Source organism: Mastigocoleus sp. MO_188.B34, from assembly GCF_030065675.1.
In the GTDB taxonomy this organism is placed as follows: domain Bacteria; phylum Cyanobacteriota; class Cyanobacteriia; order Cyanobacteriales; family Nostocaceae; genus Mastigocoleus.
The window spans coordinates 22,860-40,739 of the sequence record NZ_JASJDK010000006.1 but is presented as its reverse complement, the minus strand read 5'-3'; the positions used below and the strand labels follow the sequence as shown (position 1 = coordinate 40,739).

The following is a 17,880-nucleotide window of genomic DNA, read 5'->3' as shown; positions in this document are numbered from 1 at the left end:
TGCTGAGGACGCGCTCCGCGTTCACCGTAGGTGCGTGCTAACATTTCACTACGTTCCACATGCGCTTTGCGCACACTGCGTTAACGCAATGACATACCTTGGTTTTTTAACGCCGACCTACTTAATCGCATCAATTTGAGAAAAGAAAATCTTTAAAATCTTCGTTTACATAATTTTGCTCACCTACTTAAATTTTTGTTCTCACAGCCACCAATTTGACTAAAATACTGGTTAATATTTACGAAGCTCTTTGGTGAAAAGAATTTTGCAGCATGATTTTTTGCGCTTCGGGTGTTAACTGTGAGGCGATGAACTCCACGGGAGTAGGTCATTTCCATTGGTACAACACCGACACCACTAACCCGTGCTTTTTCCGACCCATCTTGACTGAGATTGAAAATTAGCAGCATAGCATTGCGCCAGTTTTTGGAAGCCCTTTCCGCTCTGGTAATAAAGTTTCCCAGGGAATAATTTACCAAAACTTCTCTACCATCTTCGGTTGCAAGCATTTGCCAAGGTTGAATTACGTGGGGATGTGTACCGATAATAGCAGTAGCACCAGCATTTGCCATTGCTTGCGCCATTTGTTTTTGTTGTTTGCGCGGTTTATTTTCATTCTCTATACCCCAGTGTGGCGTTACTATTACTGCATCTATATTTTTACTATTTGCAAGAGCTTTGATTTCTTCTTCCAGGATTGGGTTAAGTTTGCTTGGATTCCATGCTGGTTTAGAACCACAATAAAGAACTTGGTTGTAGCGATCGCGACGTCCAGATTTATCAATAAAATTCGCATGGTGAGTACAAGCGATCCAAGCGATCGTCATTCCATTAACGCGAGTTAGGGTATGCCAGGGAACATTTTTAAAATCCGTATGCTTGGTACCGGTGTAGTTAATATCTCTATTTTGTAGAGCTTCGATAGTAAGATTTACACCCTTTGAACTGCGATCGAGGGAGTGATTATTGGCGGTGGATAAAATATCGATACCACTATCTTTGAGGTCGTCTAAGATACTTGGTGGATAGTTAAAATTCGGCCATCCTGTATAACTCATCCCTGCTGCTGCAGTTCCTTCCAAGTTAGCATAAGCAATATCAGCCTTTCTCAGATATGGGATTGCTTGAGACCAAATGCTTTTGAAACCTTGGCTATGATTTTGGGCTTGATTCTGCAAAACTTTGTGAGCAAGTACATCACCAACGGCTGCAATGGAAACTTTCTTGGTGTCAGCTTTTGTACTCGATTTCAACTTGCATTCTTCTTGAAATTGTAATTTTGCACCTAAGTTACTAATAGCAGTAATTTTTGGTTCTGTTTTTGGTGTATCGAATCTAACTAATTTATTTTGTGCAGTTTTATTTTGAATTTGAGTTTTATTTTGATTTTGAGTTTTATTTTGATTTTGATTTTGATTTTGAATTTGATTTTGCTTTTTGACAGTTACAACCTCTTTCTCCTGACGATAAAATATGAAGAGCAAAACTACAGATCCGATATATATCCATAAAGCTATTTTTAAGAATTTATCCAATAAAAAATTATCCATACCCGGGTAATATTAAGTAATTTAATAGACGAAAAAATAACTATATTTATACAGATAGTCAAATATTGTTGATACAACCCCCTGAATCATAACAATACTTCTTCATTTTAAATTGCTGTCATTAACTTAAAATATAAGAAAAATACAAGTAGTAAACTAATAACTGGAACTAACTCCATGAGCGCAATAAATCCACCTGACCAATTAATAGAGATGTGGTTAGAAGACGGAGAGCGCGTAAAAGAAAACTATGTAGAATTGATTTCACAAGAAGGATTGGACTCAGCTAAAATTCTGGGAGAAAGAAAAGAAAGCAGAAATTGGAGATTTTTCGATTGTCTATTCGAGCAAATTTTGCTCCTGAAATGTTTGTGCAAATTCAATTAGAAGCTTAAAAATTAACCTTAAAAATGACGACAGCAAAAGAAATTAGAATTTGCTTTGTTGGTGAATCCTTTGTCAATGGTGTAGGCGATCCAGAATGCTTAGGTTGGACTGGTAGAATTTGTGTTGATGCAAATAAAAAAGGTCATGACATCACTTATTATAATTTAGGGGTCAGACGAGAAACTAGTACAGAATTAAAAAATCGTTACTTGCGAGAAATATCCTATCGTTTACCACAACAATATGATGGCAGAGTTATATTTTGTTTTGGTGTAAATGATACAACAATAGAGAATGGAAAAACTCGCGTTGCAATTAAAAATTCTCTTGCTAATACCCAAGAAATTCTCATAGAAACAAAAAAGTTATATCCTGTTTTGATGCTGGGACCATTACCGATCGCAGATGAAACACAAAATCAGAGGATTGCTAATTTATCCCAAGAATTTCAGCAAATTTGTAATAAATTGGATATACCCTATTTGGATGCTTTCCCTACACTCATAAATTCTGATATATGGATAGGTGAAATAAAAAATTATGACGGTGCTCATCCAAGAGCAGCAGGATATACTGAATTAGCAAAAATATTTCAAAATTGGGAAGCTTGGTTGAATTGGTTTGAGTAATACCAATTTCCTTTAATATTGCTATACTTCCCTTATGGAAGGGAATAGGAAACAGGGAGTAGATTTAAAGATTTGCTCAAAAAGGTGATGTGTAGCAGTGTTTTTTGAAATTGGTATTAAAATAAATGACTTTAGGAGTCAGGAGACAGGACAGACCGTACCCTATTGGCGAGGGGAGCAGAAGTAGAATACTCTTTACAGACTGCTTTATAGGGTTTTAGCTATACCTCACTTGCTTGCAATCCGCTGATGGGAATTTCTTCGACTCTTAAATCATTTTGTTACCAAAATTTTTGCAGATTTACTTACGGGTGTCGCTACCATTTTCATCCCTGCGGGTGCAGCTGAAGTGAAACCGCGACGTACTGGAGTAACCGGACGGCTATCCCTACGGGAAACAATATAATGTGACAAAATAGTAGCGATCGCAATTTTCATTTCATATAAAGCAAAAGCCATTCCAATACAGCGACGGTTCCCACCACCAAAAGGTAAAAATTCGTAGGGTGAAAATTGTCTTTCTAAAAATCTTTCTGGTTTAAATTTCTTCGGTTCTGGGTAAACTTCTTCGCGATGGTGAGCAAGGTAAATACTGGGAATAATACCTGTACCTACGGGTAATTGATAACCCATAATTTCAACTGGAGATGTGACAAAACGTAAAACTCCGCTCATCACTATCGGGTGAATACGTAAAGTTTCTTGGCAAACTGCAGTAAGATAAGGCAAATTGCTAATAATGCTTGGGTCTAAATTATCCCCCTGTTCGGCCAATTCTTTAAGTAATTTTTCTCGTACATCTGGTAAATAATCAATCCAATAAAAAGCCCAAGATAAAGCTGAAGCAGTGGTTTCATGTCCTGCGATCAATAAAGTCATCAGTTCATCGTGTAAATCCTGGTCTGACATTGGTTGACCATCTTCATCGCAAGCAGACATCATTAAGCTGAGGATATCTTGGCGGTTTTGGTTGGATTCTACTCGACGTTCTTGAATTAACTCATAAATTAACTCATCAATTTGTCGTAATTTGCGCTTCATTTGTCCCCAAGGACTCAATCCACCAAATTCTTTTTGTAAAAAACTAAAAAATAAACCAGCAGAAAGTAAAGGCGATCCAATGGACTCCAGGACAGAATTCAATAATTCAGCCAACTTTTGGGAACGTTTTCCCTCATCCAAACCAAATACAACCCTTAAAATAACCTGCAAAGCAATTTCTTGCATTGAACCCCTAATCTTAAAAGGTTTACCCATTTCCCATTGATTGCTGACTTGTTCGACAACATCACGTATAGTTTCCCCATAAGCTCGCATTCTTTCGCCATGGAAGGGAGGAGCTAGCAATTGACGTTGACGACGATGCTCTTCCCCATCAAGCAAAATAATAGAGCGATCGCCCAACAAAAATCTTAAGATTCTACTTGCACTTCTGAGATTTTTAGGATTTGTAGTGAATAGCTGCTCCAAAGCTTCCGGATGACTGATATAGATGACAGCAGTATCGTTGTAAAATCCCCTAATTGCGAATATATCCCCGTAAACTTTGGCAAAATCTTCTACATACTTAATTGGTTGAAACACAAACTTAAATCGCCGTAATAGTTTCGGCATATCTGGTCCATCAGGTAGGCTGTTGCTTGGTTTCATAAAAAATATTTGAGTGAGAAATTGGAGTGAGAATAAAGTTCGATTCAGAATTGGTAACTCTAGCTTTTATTGTGGCAATTTTTTTTCTTGGATGCTCTATTGGGCTTAAAATAATAATAGGACTCACGCAACCGGCAGATTTTTCTTGTAGGTTGCATGACACTTGGAGTGAACTCAAAAGTATTAATTATAAATTTTTTAGTATCACGCACCAGCGGTGTATTGTGACAATTGGGTAAATCCTGAATAAGTAAGGACATATTAGTAATCAGTAATTAATAAATTAGTAATTACTAAGTATTTGGTCACCCATAACGCGATATATTCAACCATAGAGCATTAAAATTAACCAGTGCCAAAAGTAATCGCGATCCTGAATGGAAAGGGTGGGGTAGGCAAAACAACGACCTCAGTTAATTTAGCTGCAACATTTGCAGAGAAAACCAAAGTACTTCTAGTAGATGCAGACATTCAAGCTTCTGCCACTTGGTGGGTCGAGCGGAGTGAGAATGGTATGAGTTTTGACTTATCCCAAGAGACCAATCCCAAATTATTAGGTCGCTTACGTAAAATAACAGGTTACGATTTAGTAGTAGTCGATACGCCTCCGGCACTGCAATCGGAAGCATTAACAGCGGTAGTGAAAAGTGCAGATTACCTAGTTTTGCCTACACCTCCAGCACCGATGGATTTAACAGTTTTAATTGAAACAATTAACCAAGCTGTTACTCCTGCGGGAGTACCTCATCGAGTGCTTTTAACCAAAGTAGACACGCGAAGTTTAAAGGAAGCACTAGAAGCCCAAAATACTCTGATGCAGTTGGGAATTTCCTCCTGCAAAGCCTTTGTCCGGATTTATAAAGCTCACGAACGCGCAGCGCTTGAAGGTGTCGCGATTACTCAATGGCGAGGGAAAAATGCTCGCGAGGCGGAATCTGATTACCGTCGCGTGGCAAATGAATTACAGCGTGATTGGAGAAAATAATGGCTAGGAAACGTCTTTCGGACTTGCTACAAGAAGAAACTAAAAAAGTTACTCAAATTGAAGATGCTGCTGCAATTGATGTCAAAGCTACCCCTGTTGATGCTTCTGCAGTAGAAGAAAAGAAAACAACAAATGCTTCAGTAAAGACTGGCAAAAATTCTAATTCAAAAAGTACGAGCCCAAACCCAAAGAATAATAACTCAAACAATACTGAAGGTACAGATACAACTAAGACCGATCTAGAAGCTACCATCAAGGAACTAAAAGCAACTCTCGAGCAAGCTCATGAAAATGAAGCAACTTTCGAACATCAAATTAAAGATTTGGAATCTGCATTATCCCAGCAAGAGGGATTAGCTTCTGAGTTGAAAAAAGAACTTCAAGCAACCAAAAAATCAGCTGATTTAGAAGTTAGAGTTCAAGAACTACAACAAAAATTAGAACAAGCACAGCACAACGAAAAACTTTTGGAGCAGCAAGTTAACGATTTAAGAACTGCGATCGCAGCTAAAGATGAATTAATGGAAAGATTGAAAAAAGACCTGCAGCAAGCGAAACAAGATGTGGTAAAACTTGCAGAGATCAATTCCGCCTTAAAAGAACAGCTTAATCCTCCCAAACAGAGCAAGACTTACCAACAACCAAAACCACAACAAACACAACAAACACAAAAATCAGCAATTCAACCAGCAAAATCGTCAGATTTAAGACCTCAACACTATCGTAAATCCCACCTAGTAAGAGATACTAGACCCATTACGCGATCGCCAAAACCTAGCGGTCCTTCTTCTGAAGATTCTTCCGATAACTCTTCCCAAATGTGGTTACTTGACTAAGTCAGTTGTCAGTTATCAGTGAACAGCGAGCAGGGTACAGGGAACACAGAGCAGAGACCAGATAACTTTAAACCGGCGTGGCGTTAGCCATAAACTGGTAACTGATAGATGGGCGCAGTAAGAATTTTCCTGATATATGTATTAAAATCTGGAAAATCCTAAGCGTCTATTTTGTCAGTTGTAAAATGTCTACAATTGCAAAACATATATCTGCTTTGTATTTGTAGATTTACTAAACAGCTATCGACAGCAGGATTATATTATCGGTTAGACTTGAAATTTTAAACTTAAAGTTTTCATCGCTCATGTACAATTTTTTGCCCGTTGCTTATTTTAAAAATCAATTCGCACAGTTTGCTAACGCACAAGTTTCCATTGCGACCCATGCTTTACACTATGGAACAGGTGCATTTGGGGGATTGCGCGGTATCCCCAATCCACAAGATGCAACGCAAATCCTGCTGTTTAGATTAGACCGTCATTGTCAAAGATTAAGTCAAAGCGCAAAGCTATTACATTACGACTTACCAGCAACAAAAATTGAAAGTGTAATCATTGATTTTGTAAAGAAAAATCAACCTAATAAATCTTTTTATATTCGTCCTTTTATCTACACTTCTGATTTAGGAATTTCTCCAAGATTACATAATGTAGAAAAAGACTTTGCGATTTATGGGATTGAATTAGGAGATTATTTATCACCAGAGGGAGTAAGTTGTAGAATTAGTTCTTGGCAACGACAAGCAGACGCAAGTTTTCCTTTGCGTGGTAAAATATCAGGCGCTTATATTACTTCTTCACTTGCTAAAACTGAAGCAGTGGAATCAGGTTTTGATGAAGCAATTTTGATGAATTCCCAAGGAAAAGTTAGTGAAGCTTCGGGAATGAATATCTTTATTGTTAGAAATGGAAAAATTTTTACACCAGGATTTGACCAAGATATTCTTGAAGGAATTACCAGAGATAGTATTCTAACTATTGCAAACGATTTAGGGATAGAAGTAGTAGAAAGACCAATTGATAAATCGGAACTTTTAATTGCTGATGAGGTATTTCTCAGTGGAACAGCAGCTAAAATCAGTCCAGTTAATAGAATAGAAAATTATAAATTGTCACAAAAACGACCAATTACTGAAAAATTGCGCGAAAAACTAACTGCAATTACCGAAAATCGCGAGCCAAAATACAAAGATTGGGTATTCCCGATTTCAATTGCTTAATTTTTCCACCTATCATGTATCATATCAAGTTCGGTTAATCAGTTAAGTAGGTTAGTAAGAAAAATCATAACTTGTTTGTAATAGCGCTTTAGCGCTAAAGCGCTACTACGAGAAAAATACAGATATTTTATATTTATTTACATAGTTTAATTTTTTCTCGCCTACTTATTTAACAAGCATCTAACTCGCATTCTATGGCTGTTACAACTTCTTCAGGAGAAATATTGCTGTAAATAATTTTCATGAAACCTTCAAAATACGTATCCATAGAAGCAAAATTAGCCTCCATTAAACCCTGAAGCATAGTATGCTCAAAAATATGTATTCCCAAATCAACACTTGTTTTATAACGTATTTCTCCAGTATCAAAGTTTAACTCAAAATTGCCCAGCATCATATCGTAATTCACTCTGGCAATAAATTCAGCAACTGCTGGAAGTTTATAAGGTTTGATTTTGTAGGGAAAAACGGAATACAAAACTAGTTGACGTTCCAGTTCTTTACTGTAAGCATAACAGGTCCATTCCCCATTAGTTCCTTTTACTCGGAACCACAAAATAGTAACATCTTCTGCTTTTGCAAATTGTAAATTATTGGCTTGCAGAAAACTAGTAATTATATTAAATATTGGCGCATTTCGACTTTCTTGCTGTTCGGAGATACTTGTCTGAGTATTTTCCAGTTGTTCGGATAAATCAACTATTTGATTGACTGTTTGTTCAGTACTCATATTGATGAATATTAGTGATGTTGATTGGGAACAAGACCAAAAAGTCAGATGCCAAAAGTTAGTAATTTGTCAAGTAGTAATTGGTTAAGCAAAATTATTTAGATATAGTTCTTAAGAGAAAAATATTAAATTAATTTTGCACAAATACTTAAAATAAATGACTCATATAGTTAGTAGTAGACCTTTATCTTTTAACGATCGCAATACCCTTGCTTGAATAAAGGTAATAATTGCAACTTACAAGATATTGAAAATATATTGAATTTTAGAATAAGATCATTGAATAGGAAAAGTAATCGATCCGTATCATAATTTTCATGGAAAATATTATGGAATATATTTATGTATATCCATAAACTAGATTTACATAAATCGATATAGCGGTTTTCGGTTGAGTGTAGTACACCTCGTAGAGACGTAAAATTTTACGTCTCTACATTTGGGAATTAGAAAATGTATTTGATTCAAATGAAAACCGCTATATCCTTCCGATGAAACAAGGAATATTCCATCTTTGGATAAAGATAGGGAATAAGCCTAATTTCTATTTTTTAGTAGAAGAAAACCTATCGAAAATAAAATCAATAATTTTAAAATTAAAGATTCGGCTCTTACTTTTCCAAGCACTATTCCCTGTTTATTAATTTATCCTTGATTTGCAATATGTTGCTGTATTGCATTTTGCTTTGATTTAAATCATCCCTTGTCAAGGAGTGTTTTTATCATTTATTTTTCGTCAACGTTCTGTTTTTCCAAATACATCAACTTCATGTTCTAGAGCATCTTCCATGTCATTTACATAACCACATTTAGCATCAGCAAAGGAATCGCAATACGTTACGTAGGGCTTAATATCTAATACGGGCGTTTGATCCAGTAGATCGATTCCTTCCACATGTAAGACTAAACCTTCTACCTTGATAAGTTTAGGTGCGCTAATCCCAATGGGATTGGGACGATGTGGAGCTCGAGTCGCCAAAGTTCCTCGGCGAATTCGTGGACCGCGCGGAGGTAAAACAGTTGGGTTCCAGTGTTTATTAAGGTGTAGCCATGAAATTACCCAAATACGTTCAAAACCATCCATATCTTTCAATGCGATCGAAGGTATAACATCGGGAAACATTTCAATTTGTGCGATCGCTGGCTGATAATTAGATGGTGCAGATCTAAGCTCTGATTGTCGTGGTGTACCGTGTCTTTCTTTGTAGGGAGAATGTACTATACCAATGGGGCGCAAAGTAATATCGTCAGGGAAGGAAATAGATTGAACGTAGTTTTTTGGCGGTAGTTTGGGCATAAATACTATTTTGAATTGACTGCTTGCTTTAATTTTTCACAAGCCGCTTCAATTGAATCAATACTTCCAGGATTGATTAAACCATGATAATCAAAAATGTAAACGCGGTTATTCTGGGTTGCTTGTAATTTATTCCAGAAAGATTGTTTTTCAAAAGATTTTAGCAGTTCTGTTTCATTTTGTCCTGATGGCGAATTAATAATAAATAATGTATCTGGGTTCTGTTGCAGGATTTTTTCCGCTGAGAGGGTTACGTAACCAGCGATTGGACTTTTACTTTGTAAATCTGCAGCTACATTCTTCACTTGAAATTTTGTCAGTAAATCCCCTGCCCAACTATTTTTATTTGGGCTTAAAATTGGTTGGGTGCTTACCAGTACCAGACCAGATACCTTTTCCTCTTGAAGTTTATTACCTTGATTGTTTTCTGGTAAGAAATTTTGATAGCGCTTGAGTAACGGTTTGGGGTCTGCACCTATAGTTTGAGCAAGATTTTTCGTTAATTCTTCTAAGGATTCCCAAGTATTAACTTTTGTCAGTAAAGTTGCTATACCCAATTTTTCCAGTTTTGTAGTTGTTTGGTTAGAAAAACCTTCCGCACCAATTACCAAATCGGGTTTGAGAGAAACAATCTTTTCTAGATCTGGTGGAGTTGTACCTTGACTCACGCGGGTAACATTATCAAGTGCAGAATTTTTTTTCAGGAGACTAGAACCAGGAATACCTACTAGTTTTGTACTATCTAGTTGATAAATAATGTCAGCAACTAAAGGAGAAAGTGATACGACTCTTTGAACGGGAGAATTTGTTGTTTGTGATGATTTGGTAAGAGCAACCTCAGGTTCGCTGGTAGTTGTTGAATTTGGCTTGTCAGTGGTCGTTGCACAGCCAGTTACAAATAATACAATTAATAGAGTGGATAGAAAAATACGAATAGAAGCTAACATATTTTAACCTAAGTTTATTTGTATGATATCAATTATCTACCAATCAAGTTTTCCAGATTGATGGATATTAATTGTCTTTGAAACAAACTTCTTCGTGTAACAAATTAGTTATTAACGGGGGAATTTTTTTTCTCAACCAACGCCAAGCAATCTCTTTGCAAGCTGGCTTAGATATTTTGGCAAGTATTTTTAAACTTCCTTTAAGAGTTCCATGATTAAATTTTCGGTCGATTAGGTTAGCCATTCCCACATCGTAAAGACAATCTAAAATTAGCTTAATGTTTGATTCTTCACGATTTACTACATTCTCCAGTATGAGAAGAACATCATTAATTCGCTCTTCCTCAAAGTATTTCACCTGTAATACTTGAGACAAGTCTATAACTTTTTTAGTAGATGTCAGCATTTTATTTTTATAGAAGCCCTAATTTATCTGTTTACTAATAAAATTTTGCTGTAATAAGAGTTTTCTATGATTATTGATTTGATCGCAGTTAAAGTTTTATTTAACTAGCGCAAATCAAAATTACATAGCAAATACTTGGGTAGAATAACAACAACTACAAGTAAGAAAATAATTTTTTCGGTATTGTTTCGCAAAAAATTGATTTTGCTGATTTTGCAGTATTTTCTTGAAGTTAGGAATCGCAATTCCTTATTTTTATTTCCTCAAGAGTGCGTGGGACAAGCCTTAAAATAGATGAGTGATTTGGTATAACTATGGCAAATAGCTGGTGGGAACTACAAATATTATGCGAGCCAGATTTAGAAGAAACTATTTTTTGGCGACTGGGAAATTTTGGCTGTCGCGGTACAGCAAGCGAGATAAAAGATAATCAATGTTGGGTAAAAGCTTACTTACCCCAAATTCAAGCCGAATTATTAGACTTGTCCGCATTATCGCTACAATTACGTCAAGATGCTTTATGCATGGAACTATCTCCACCCCAAGTACAATGGCATTTAATTGATGAGGAAGATTGGTCAAGCAGCTGGAAACAATATTGGAAACCCCAAGAAATTGGCGATCGCTTTTTAATCAATCCTGCATGGTTACCCATTCCACAAAATAGCGATCGCTTAATTATTAGATTAGATCCAGGGGTTGCTTTTGGTACTGGAGCCCATGCTACTACCCAATTGTGTTTGGAGTCTTTAGAAATGAGATTGGGTGGAGGTCAAACATCTTTTATTGGAGAACAAACAGCAAATAATGATGTGGTGATTGCTGATATTGGTTGTGGTTCGGGAATACTTTCAATTGGAGCATTATTGCTGGGTGCAAAGAAAATTTATGCTGTTGATACTGACCCCCTAACAATTAAAGCAACGAATGAAAACCGAGAGTTAAATCAAATTGCAGCAGAGAAATTAGTTGTAGAGCAGGGAAGTGTAGAAACTGTAAGTAGTTTAGTTCAAGAGGTAGATGGAATTGTTTGTAATATTTTGGCAGATGTCATTATGGAACTAATCCCAGGAATGAGTAAAATCGTCAAACCTACAACCTGGGCTATTTTTAGCGGTATTTTACTGGAGCAATCTAACGCTGTTACTGACGTCCTAGAAAAATATGGTTGGAAGGTTGCAACACTTTGGAAACGTCAGGAATGGTGTTGTTTAAATGTGCGGCGTTCTTAAATCCTATTTAGTAGTGGTATCAATTTTCAATAGTTTTTGATGCAGAGACGTAATATCGGTCGGCTAAAGATGTATAATAACTTACGTCTCCAAATTTTTATGTAAATATCTAGATTTTCTCCACAGGAATCTGAACCTCTGTTACATATTGCGATTCGTCCCCACCTTGTTCATACTGCAAATAAATTTCTCGGGTAGAACCAATGACTCGATATCCATTTTTTTCTACCCATTCTAGTAAAATGTTATATGCTTGTCCCAAACTAGCGAATGACCCTTGATGTACCGTACAAGCCATATCTTCAACCCCCGGTAATTCATAAACTAAAACTTTTTCATTATTAGGAATTTTTTCGTATATTGGTACCGCAGCTTCAACGGGAATATCATGGTCTCGCAACTTAGTATCGTGATAAATAGAAATACCATTTCCAAACTGTTTCAGATTATGACGAGATACATGAGAGTACGCTTCATCAAATAAGCGGTCGAATATTGGTCCACAGTCTTGATAATTGGGAATAACTCCAACCGTTACAGCAACAAGTTGAGATTCCACAGGCTTGAGAATAACTTCATAGTTTGGCATTTTTTTCTCCTGTTCGATTTCTGTTAACCGCATCTCTACCCGCGCTAACCGAACTTGGTCTTCTAACAATCGCTGCTGAATTTCAAGATGTTTAATACGCAACATTCCTCTAATTTCTTCAGCAGGAATATTTTCATCCAGTAATTTAGCTATTTGTTCTAGAGAAAATCCCAGTTCCTTAAAGACCAGGATTCGGTTAAGACGTGGTAGTTGAACTGCTGAGTAATAGCGATAACCGGTAAAACTGTCTACTTTTATCGGCTTAAGTAAACCCATGCGGTCATAGAGACGTAACGCTTTTGGCGAAACACGACTAAGCTGAGCAAAGTCACTAATTCTGAGCATGGGAAAACCTCAAATCGCTTCTATTTAATCGAACACTTTACCCTAAGGACAAAGTCAACCCCTACTGAGGAATGAGAATTTAATAACCTGTTATTCTGAAATTTGGAATGGTGCGTTACATGATGCTAACAACACCCTACTTTTGTACTTTATTTAATCCACATTCCTAAATTTCTATTTCATCAACTTTTTAAAATTTTCTTTAACAGCAGTCTGACAAACAAAATATCGGGTAGGGGAAAAGAAGGTTTTAAAAACTCATGTTTTCTAGATCACTCTTACTTTTTATATGTAAGTGTAGAATCTGATGCTGATATTTAATTTATGAATTCCAAGTTATTTGCCCAATCATGCCTTTTGACTCTGATTTTATTCACAAGTTACATGTTTCCAAAGAGCGTTTATTAAATTTATTAAATAACTTCACCCAAGGAAGAATTCTCATCATGGGAGATTTAACCCTGGATGAATATCTTATTGGTAAAGTAGAAGATATTTCCTCTGAAGCCCCAATATTAATCCTCCGCCACAAAGAAACATCCAAAGCCCCAGGAAATGCTGGTTACATAGCATATAAACTGGCTCATTTGGGCGTGCAAGTTAAAGCCGCAGGTTTGGTAGGAAAGGATGATGAAGGAAAAGCGTTACGTAATTTATTGAAAGTTGAAAATATTAATGTTGATGGTATTTTTTGCGATCCAAGCAGAGTTACCGTTACCAGAACAAGGGTTTTAGGTTATTCTCAACCATCTTTTAAGCAGCAAATTGTTACAATCGATCGCAAATCAGATGAATTTCCCCAACCAGACGCGCAATTAGAACTAGCAGAATATATCAAGCAACAAATAGCATCAGTTGACGTAATTGTCTGTTGCGATCGCGGGGATGGAACTATGACTAAACCGGTAATTTCCGCAGCAGTTTCTGCTCCTCAAACAATTGTTAGTACCCAAAAGCATTTGGAAAGATATCGCGGTGCAAGGGCATTTGTTTTGAATTTAAGTGAAGCAGAGAAATCAGTAGGATATACTATCAACAATGAAAAGAAATTAACTGAAGCTGGCAAAGATTTGTTTGCATTAACCCAAGGACAACATATTTTAATTACGGGTACTGCAAATGGAATAGTTTTGTTAGAACGTAATGGCAATAAACATTACATACCCAGATTTTACCACGACAGAGTATTAGATGTTACAGGTATTCAAGATACTTTGACAACTCTATTTTCTTTAGGTTTAGCAACTGGTGCATCTAGTTGGGAAGCTGCAATACTAGCAAATTTATCAACTGGTGTTATGATGCAGCAGTTAGGAACAAAACATGTAAGCAATACAGAGATGAAAGTAGCACTAGAAAAAATTTTGCAGGAGAAGAATTATTAAAGGCAAACATTTTAGATTATGAATTGCTAATTGCATCAATCTGTATCAATTCATAAGTTAAGTTTTCCATTAATCGCTATATCCTGTAAAAAATAACGCATTAGATAAACTGTCGATCCTTAGTCAATCGGGAGGAAGATTTTTATGACTCGGCGCTTATTGGTAACAGGGGGTGCGGGGTTTATTGGTTCTAATTTTGTACGTCACTGGCGCGATAATTATCCCCATGACTACATGGTGGTTTTAGATGCACTTACTTATGCTGGAAACTGCGAAAACTTAGCCTATTTAGAGGGTGAAGAAAATTTTCGATTTGTACGGGGTGATATTAAGGATGCTGCGTTAGTCAAAAGAGTTTTAGAAACACATAACATCGATGTGATTGCTCATTTTGCAGCTGAGTCCCATGTGGATAGGTCAATTCTTGGACCGAGAACTTTTGTCGAAACTAATGTTTTAGGTACTTTTACACTTTTAGAAGAATTTCGTTATTACTGGGAAACTCAAGGTAAACCTGTAAATTATCGGTTCTTACATATTTCCACAGATGAAGTTTACGGTAGTCTTACTTCAGACGCGCCACGATTTGAAGAAACTACACCTTATGCTCCCAATAGTCCCTATGCAGCGTCAAAAGCTGGTAGTGACCACTTAGTTCGCGCTTATAATCATACTTATCAATTACCAACAATTATTACTAATTGCTCTAATAACTATGGTCCTTATCAATTTCCGGAAAAGTTAATCCCTTTAACTTGTATCAATATATTAATGGGTAAATCTTTACCAGTTTACGGTGATGGTAAAAATGTACGTGATTGGCTTTACGTGGGCGATCACTGTCGAGCTTTAGATATTGTCATTAACTACGGCGAACCGGGAGAAACTTATAATATTGGTGGAAACAATGAAGTCGAAAATATTAATCTGGTACGAATGATATGCCAGTTAATGGATGAGTTTATACCTGAATTACCAGTCAAACCAGCAGGACAATTAATTACTTTTGTTAAGGATAGACCCGGACACGATCGCAGATATGCAGTTAAAACTAGCAAAATTAGAAAGCAGTTGGGTTGGACTCCTACAATGACGATAACACAGGGTTTACGTTTAACCGTGCAGTGGTACCTTAATAATCGTGAATGGTGGGAACCTCTACTTTCCCAAGAATATCAGTCTTATTATCAGAGGAATTATAAAACTGATAATTAGTTGTTTATGATTGGTAATTGGTAATTGGTGGTAAATCAATAACTATAAAATTATTATATTTTAGTATGTGTAACTCTAATTCATTATTCATTTAGGAGATTTATAAATCTTGGAAATTATGAGTAATACAATTTTGACTTTTTTTAGCGGATCCGCTAATGAATTTTGAATCGCACATCGGGCTATATAATGGGAAGTTCTATCCGAAACTTTGTTCCCCATCCAGCCTGAGAAATACATTCTAATATTCCAGAGTGTTTGTGAATAATTTGATAACTAATTGATAAGCCTAAACCCGTACCACGACCAACTGGTTTCGTAGTGAAAAATGGATCGAAAATTCTCGTTCTAATAGATTCAGGAATACTAGGACCATTATTAGCAATATCAATCCTAATTCTAGATTTATCAATCAATTCTGTATAAATATAAATAGAAGGTAATTTTAATAATTTTTCTTTATATCCATTCAAGAATTTATTTTTATCTTGATTAAAATACTTTTTTTCACTAGTCCAATCATAAAATTCGAAAGTATCTCTAAGAGCATCAATCGCATTATCTAGGATATTTTTGAATACTTGATTTAACTGTCCTGCATAACAGTTAATGCTAGGTAATTCACCATAGTGTTTATAAATGATTATTTGTGGTAAATTAGATTCTGCTTTTATTCTGTGTGCTAGCAAAAGTAAAGTGTTATCCAAACCTTCATGAATATCAACTTTTTTCATTGTTGCCTCATCTAGGCGAGAAAAATTTCGCAGAGATAAGACTATTTTCCGCATCCTGTCACTACCAAATTTCATTGATGTGAATAACTTATTTAAATCGTCAATAATATAGTCAAACTCAACCTCTTCAAGTTTTGCTTGAATTTTTGGGCTTCCTTGAGGATATTCATTTTGATAAATATGGAGTAATTCAACTAAGTCTTTTGTATATTTTTTCGCATGGGTTAAATTCCCATAAATAACACTAATGGGATTATTAACCTCATGGGCAATTCCTGCGACCATTTGTCCCAAACTAGACATTTTTTCCTGCTGAATAAGTTGAGTTTGGGTTAATTTGAGTTTGTTTAAAGTTTTTTCTAATTCTTGGGCTTGATCTGTCGCAACTTCAGCTAACATACGGTTTTTAGCTTCACTTGCTTGTAGAGCTTCTTCTTTATGCTTAAGATTGGTGATATCGCTAAAGGTACAGACAACTTTCTCTACTTTACTATCACTATTTAATTGAGGAACTATGTTGACTAACAACCAGTTCTGTTTCTCAATTTTTGTCTTATTCAGGCTCATTACTGCATTGTCAACAGTTCGGGATGAAACAATTGCACAAAAAATTTCATGTAGAGCCCAATCATATTTTGGTAAAGTTTGAATTTCTGAGAGGTTGAAAGTTTCAAGTTCTTGGATTTGATAATTTTGACAAAAGGTCTCCCACAGATTCCGTAACTCTATTTCAGTCTTTCCCAACAAATCGCAAACTGCTTGGTTGGTCATATAAATTTCTGAGTCAGAACCAATGACTAAAACACCAACTTTAATTCCCTCAAGAATGGTTTTTAACTGTTGATGACTTTCTTCTTTTGCAGAAAGTTGTCGGTCGAATAAAGTAGTGATTAAGGCTAAACCCAATATGATTAAGGTTCCTATTGTGATCCCAGTTGCTAACAAGTTTGCATCTTTTGTAGTGAATAAAAATGTACTTAATGCAACATCATTTGACGGTTGAAAACTTAGGGCTAACATTCCGGTATAATGCATGCTGGCAATTGCAAAGCCCATAACAATAGCTGCAACAACCTGCTTTAATCGGCGTTTAGATATTGATTCAGAACGGAGTTGAAAAGTGAGAAAAAGTGCAATTGAAGAAACCGCGATCGCAACAAATACTGAAATTAACACTAAGATCAAATCATAATGCATTATTGCTGGGGTTTGCATCGCAGCCATCCCCAAGTAATGAGTTGTGGTAATTCCTCCTCCCATACATAGGCTACCGCCAATTAGCTCCAAAGAGCCGATCGTAGGGTTGCTAACAATAAATAGCACCAATCCAGATGCGACAATTGCCGGTAACATGGAAAGCAAAACCAACACAAAATCATAATCGATCGATACCGGAGCCTTAAATGCAAGCATCCCTATAAAATGCATCGACCAAATCCCTGAACCCATTCCTAAAGCTCCACCAACTAGCCAACAGCGTCGCAACCATCCCTTTGCGACCGCTATCCTTCCGGCTAATTTCAGGACGGTATAAGATGCCAAAATAGCGATGACAACTGAAATTGTTACTAAATAGAGGTTATAACTGTCAATTAAATGGTAATTCATTTCTTTAAAGTTTAAAGTTTAAAATTTTTTAGTTATAAAATCTCATCTTATTTTTTTATCCTAATTCTTTATAATGCCACTTTTCAAATCAATATTACTCTGACTTTAATAAATACTCTTAGCAAAAGAATATTG

General features: G+C 36.1%; 16 protein-coding genes. 8 read left to right on the top strand and 8 right to left on the bottom strand.

Annotated elements, in window-relative coordinates:
• Positions 1 to 179: 179 nt before the first annotated feature.
• Positions 180 to 1,550, bottom strand: coding sequence for a CapA family protein (locus QNJ50_RS02485; protein ID WP_300631648.1), 1,371 nt, complete (start codon positions 1,548 to 1,550; stop codon positions 180 to 182).
• A 177-nt stretch (positions 1,551 to 1,727) separates the two neighbouring features.
• Here QNJ50_RS02485 and QNJ50_RS02480 point away from each other — a divergent pair, with 177 nt between their 5' ends.
• Together QNJ50_RS02480 and QNJ50_RS02475 are read left to right on the top strand one after the other, a co-directional pair.
• Positions 1,728 to 1,937, top strand: coding sequence for a hypothetical protein (locus QNJ50_RS02480; RefSeq protein ID WP_300631646.1), 210 nt, complete (start codon positions 1,728 to 1,730; stop codon positions 1,935 to 1,937).
• Positions 1,938 to 1,960: 23 nt separating this feature from the next.
• A complete protein-coding gene (locus tag QNJ50_RS02475) occupies positions 1,961 to 2,566 on the top strand; it encodes a GDSL-type esterase/lipase family protein (RefSeq protein WP_300631644.1) in 606 nt (201 codons plus the stop codon).
• Between the two features lie 273 nt (positions 2,567 to 2,839).
• Here QNJ50_RS02475 and QNJ50_RS02470 read toward each other — a convergent pair whose 3' ends face one another.
• The gene (locus QNJ50_RS02470; protein WP_300631642.1) at positions 2,840 to 4,216 is read right to left on the bottom strand and encodes a cytochrome P450; all 1,377 of its coding nucleotides are present in this window, start codon (positions 4,214 to 4,216) and stop codon (positions 2,840 to 2,842) included.
• Positions 4,217 to 4,568: 352 nt separating this feature from the next.
• Here QNJ50_RS02470 and QNJ50_RS02465 point away from each other — a divergent pair, with 352 nt between their 5' ends.
• The 3 genes from QNJ50_RS02465 (at position 4,569) to QNJ50_RS02455 (ending at position 7,257) form a co-directional block, all read left to right on the top strand.
• A complete protein-coding gene (locus QNJ50_RS02465) occupies positions 4,569 to 5,201 on the top strand; it encodes a ParA family protein (RefSeq protein WP_300631641.1) in 633 nt (210 codons plus the stop codon).
• A complete protein-coding gene (locus QNJ50_RS02460) occupies positions 5,201 to 6,037 on the top strand; it encodes a hypothetical protein (protein WP_300631640.1) in 837 nt (278 codons plus the stop codon). The genes QNJ50_RS02465 and QNJ50_RS02460 overlap by 1 nt, the downstream gene beginning before the upstream one ends.
• A gap of 305 nt (positions 6,038 to 6,342) precedes the next feature.
• Positions 6,343 to 7,257, top strand: a complete 915-nt coding sequence (locus tag QNJ50_RS02455; protein ID WP_300631639.1) for a branched-chain amino acid transaminase — start codon at positions 6,343 to 6,345, stop codon at positions 7,255 to 7,257.
• A gap of 169 nt (positions 7,258 to 7,426) precedes the next feature.
• Here the strand turns inward: QNJ50_RS02455 and QNJ50_RS02450 are convergent, their stop codons facing one another.
• The 4 genes from QNJ50_RS02450 to QNJ50_RS02435 form a co-directional block, all read right to left on the bottom strand.
• Positions 7,427 to 7,987, bottom strand: coding sequence for a YbjN domain-containing protein (locus QNJ50_RS02450; RefSeq protein WP_300631638.1), 561 nt, complete (start codon positions 7,985 to 7,987; stop codon positions 7,427 to 7,429).
• Between the two features lie 736 nt (positions 7,988 to 8,723).
• A complete protein-coding gene (tsaA, locus tag QNJ50_RS02445) occupies positions 8,724 to 9,284 on the bottom strand; it encodes a tRNA (N6-threonylcarbamoyladenosine(37)-N6)-methyltransferase TrmO (protein ID WP_300631636.1) in 561 nt (186 codons plus the stop codon).
• Positions 9,285 to 9,289: 5 nt separating this feature from the next.
• A complete protein-coding gene (locus QNJ50_RS02440) occupies positions 9,290 to 10,231 on the bottom strand; it encodes an ABC transporter substrate-binding protein (protein WP_300631634.1) in 942 nt (313 codons plus the stop codon).
• 67 nt (positions 10,232 to 10,298) lie between these two features.
• A complete protein-coding gene (locus tag QNJ50_RS02435; protein ID WP_300631632.1) occupies positions 10,299 to 10,637 on the bottom strand; it encodes a hypothetical protein in 339 nt (112 codons plus the stop codon).
• A gap of 314 nt (positions 10,638 to 10,951) precedes the next feature.
• Between QNJ50_RS02435 and prmA the strand changes: the two genes are divergently transcribed.
• Positions 10,952 to 11,869 (top strand): 50S ribosomal protein L11 methyltransferase, encoded by a 918-nt coding sequence (gene prmA, locus QNJ50_RS02430; RefSeq protein ID WP_300631630.1) that lies wholly within the window; start codon positions 10,952 to 10,954, stop codon positions 11,867 to 11,869.
• 109 nt (positions 11,870 to 11,978) lie between these two features.
• Here prmA and QNJ50_RS02425 read toward each other — a convergent pair whose 3' ends face one another.
• A complete protein-coding gene (locus QNJ50_RS02425; RefSeq protein ID WP_300631628.1) occupies positions 11,979 to 12,803 on the bottom strand; it encodes a MerR family transcriptional regulator in 825 nt (274 codons plus the stop codon).
• A 350-nt stretch (positions 12,804 to 13,153) separates the two neighbouring features.
• Between QNJ50_RS02425 and QNJ50_RS02420 the strand changes: the two genes are divergently transcribed.
• Both QNJ50_RS02420 and rfbB read left to right on the top strand, forming a co-directional pair.
• Positions 13,154 to 14,188, top strand: coding sequence for a PfkB family carbohydrate kinase (locus tag QNJ50_RS02420; RefSeq protein WP_300631626.1), 1,035 nt, complete (start codon positions 13,154 to 13,156; stop codon positions 14,186 to 14,188).
• Between the two features lie 144 nt (positions 14,189 to 14,332).
• A complete protein-coding gene (rfbB, locus tag QNJ50_RS02415) occupies positions 14,333 to 15,403 on the top strand; it encodes a dTDP-glucose 4,6-dehydratase (RefSeq protein WP_300631624.1) in 1,071 nt (356 codons plus the stop codon).
• 182 nt (positions 15,404 to 15,585) lie between these two features.
• On the opposite strand, the gene QNJ50_RS02410 is transcribed toward rfbB, so the two are convergent.
• On the bottom strand, positions 15,586 to 17,745 hold the full coding sequence (locus QNJ50_RS02410; protein ID WP_300631622.1) for an MHYT domain-containing protein: 2,160 nt from the start codon (positions 17,743 to 17,745) through the stop codon (positions 15,586 to 15,588).
• Positions 17,746 to 17,880: the final 135 nt, after the last annotated feature.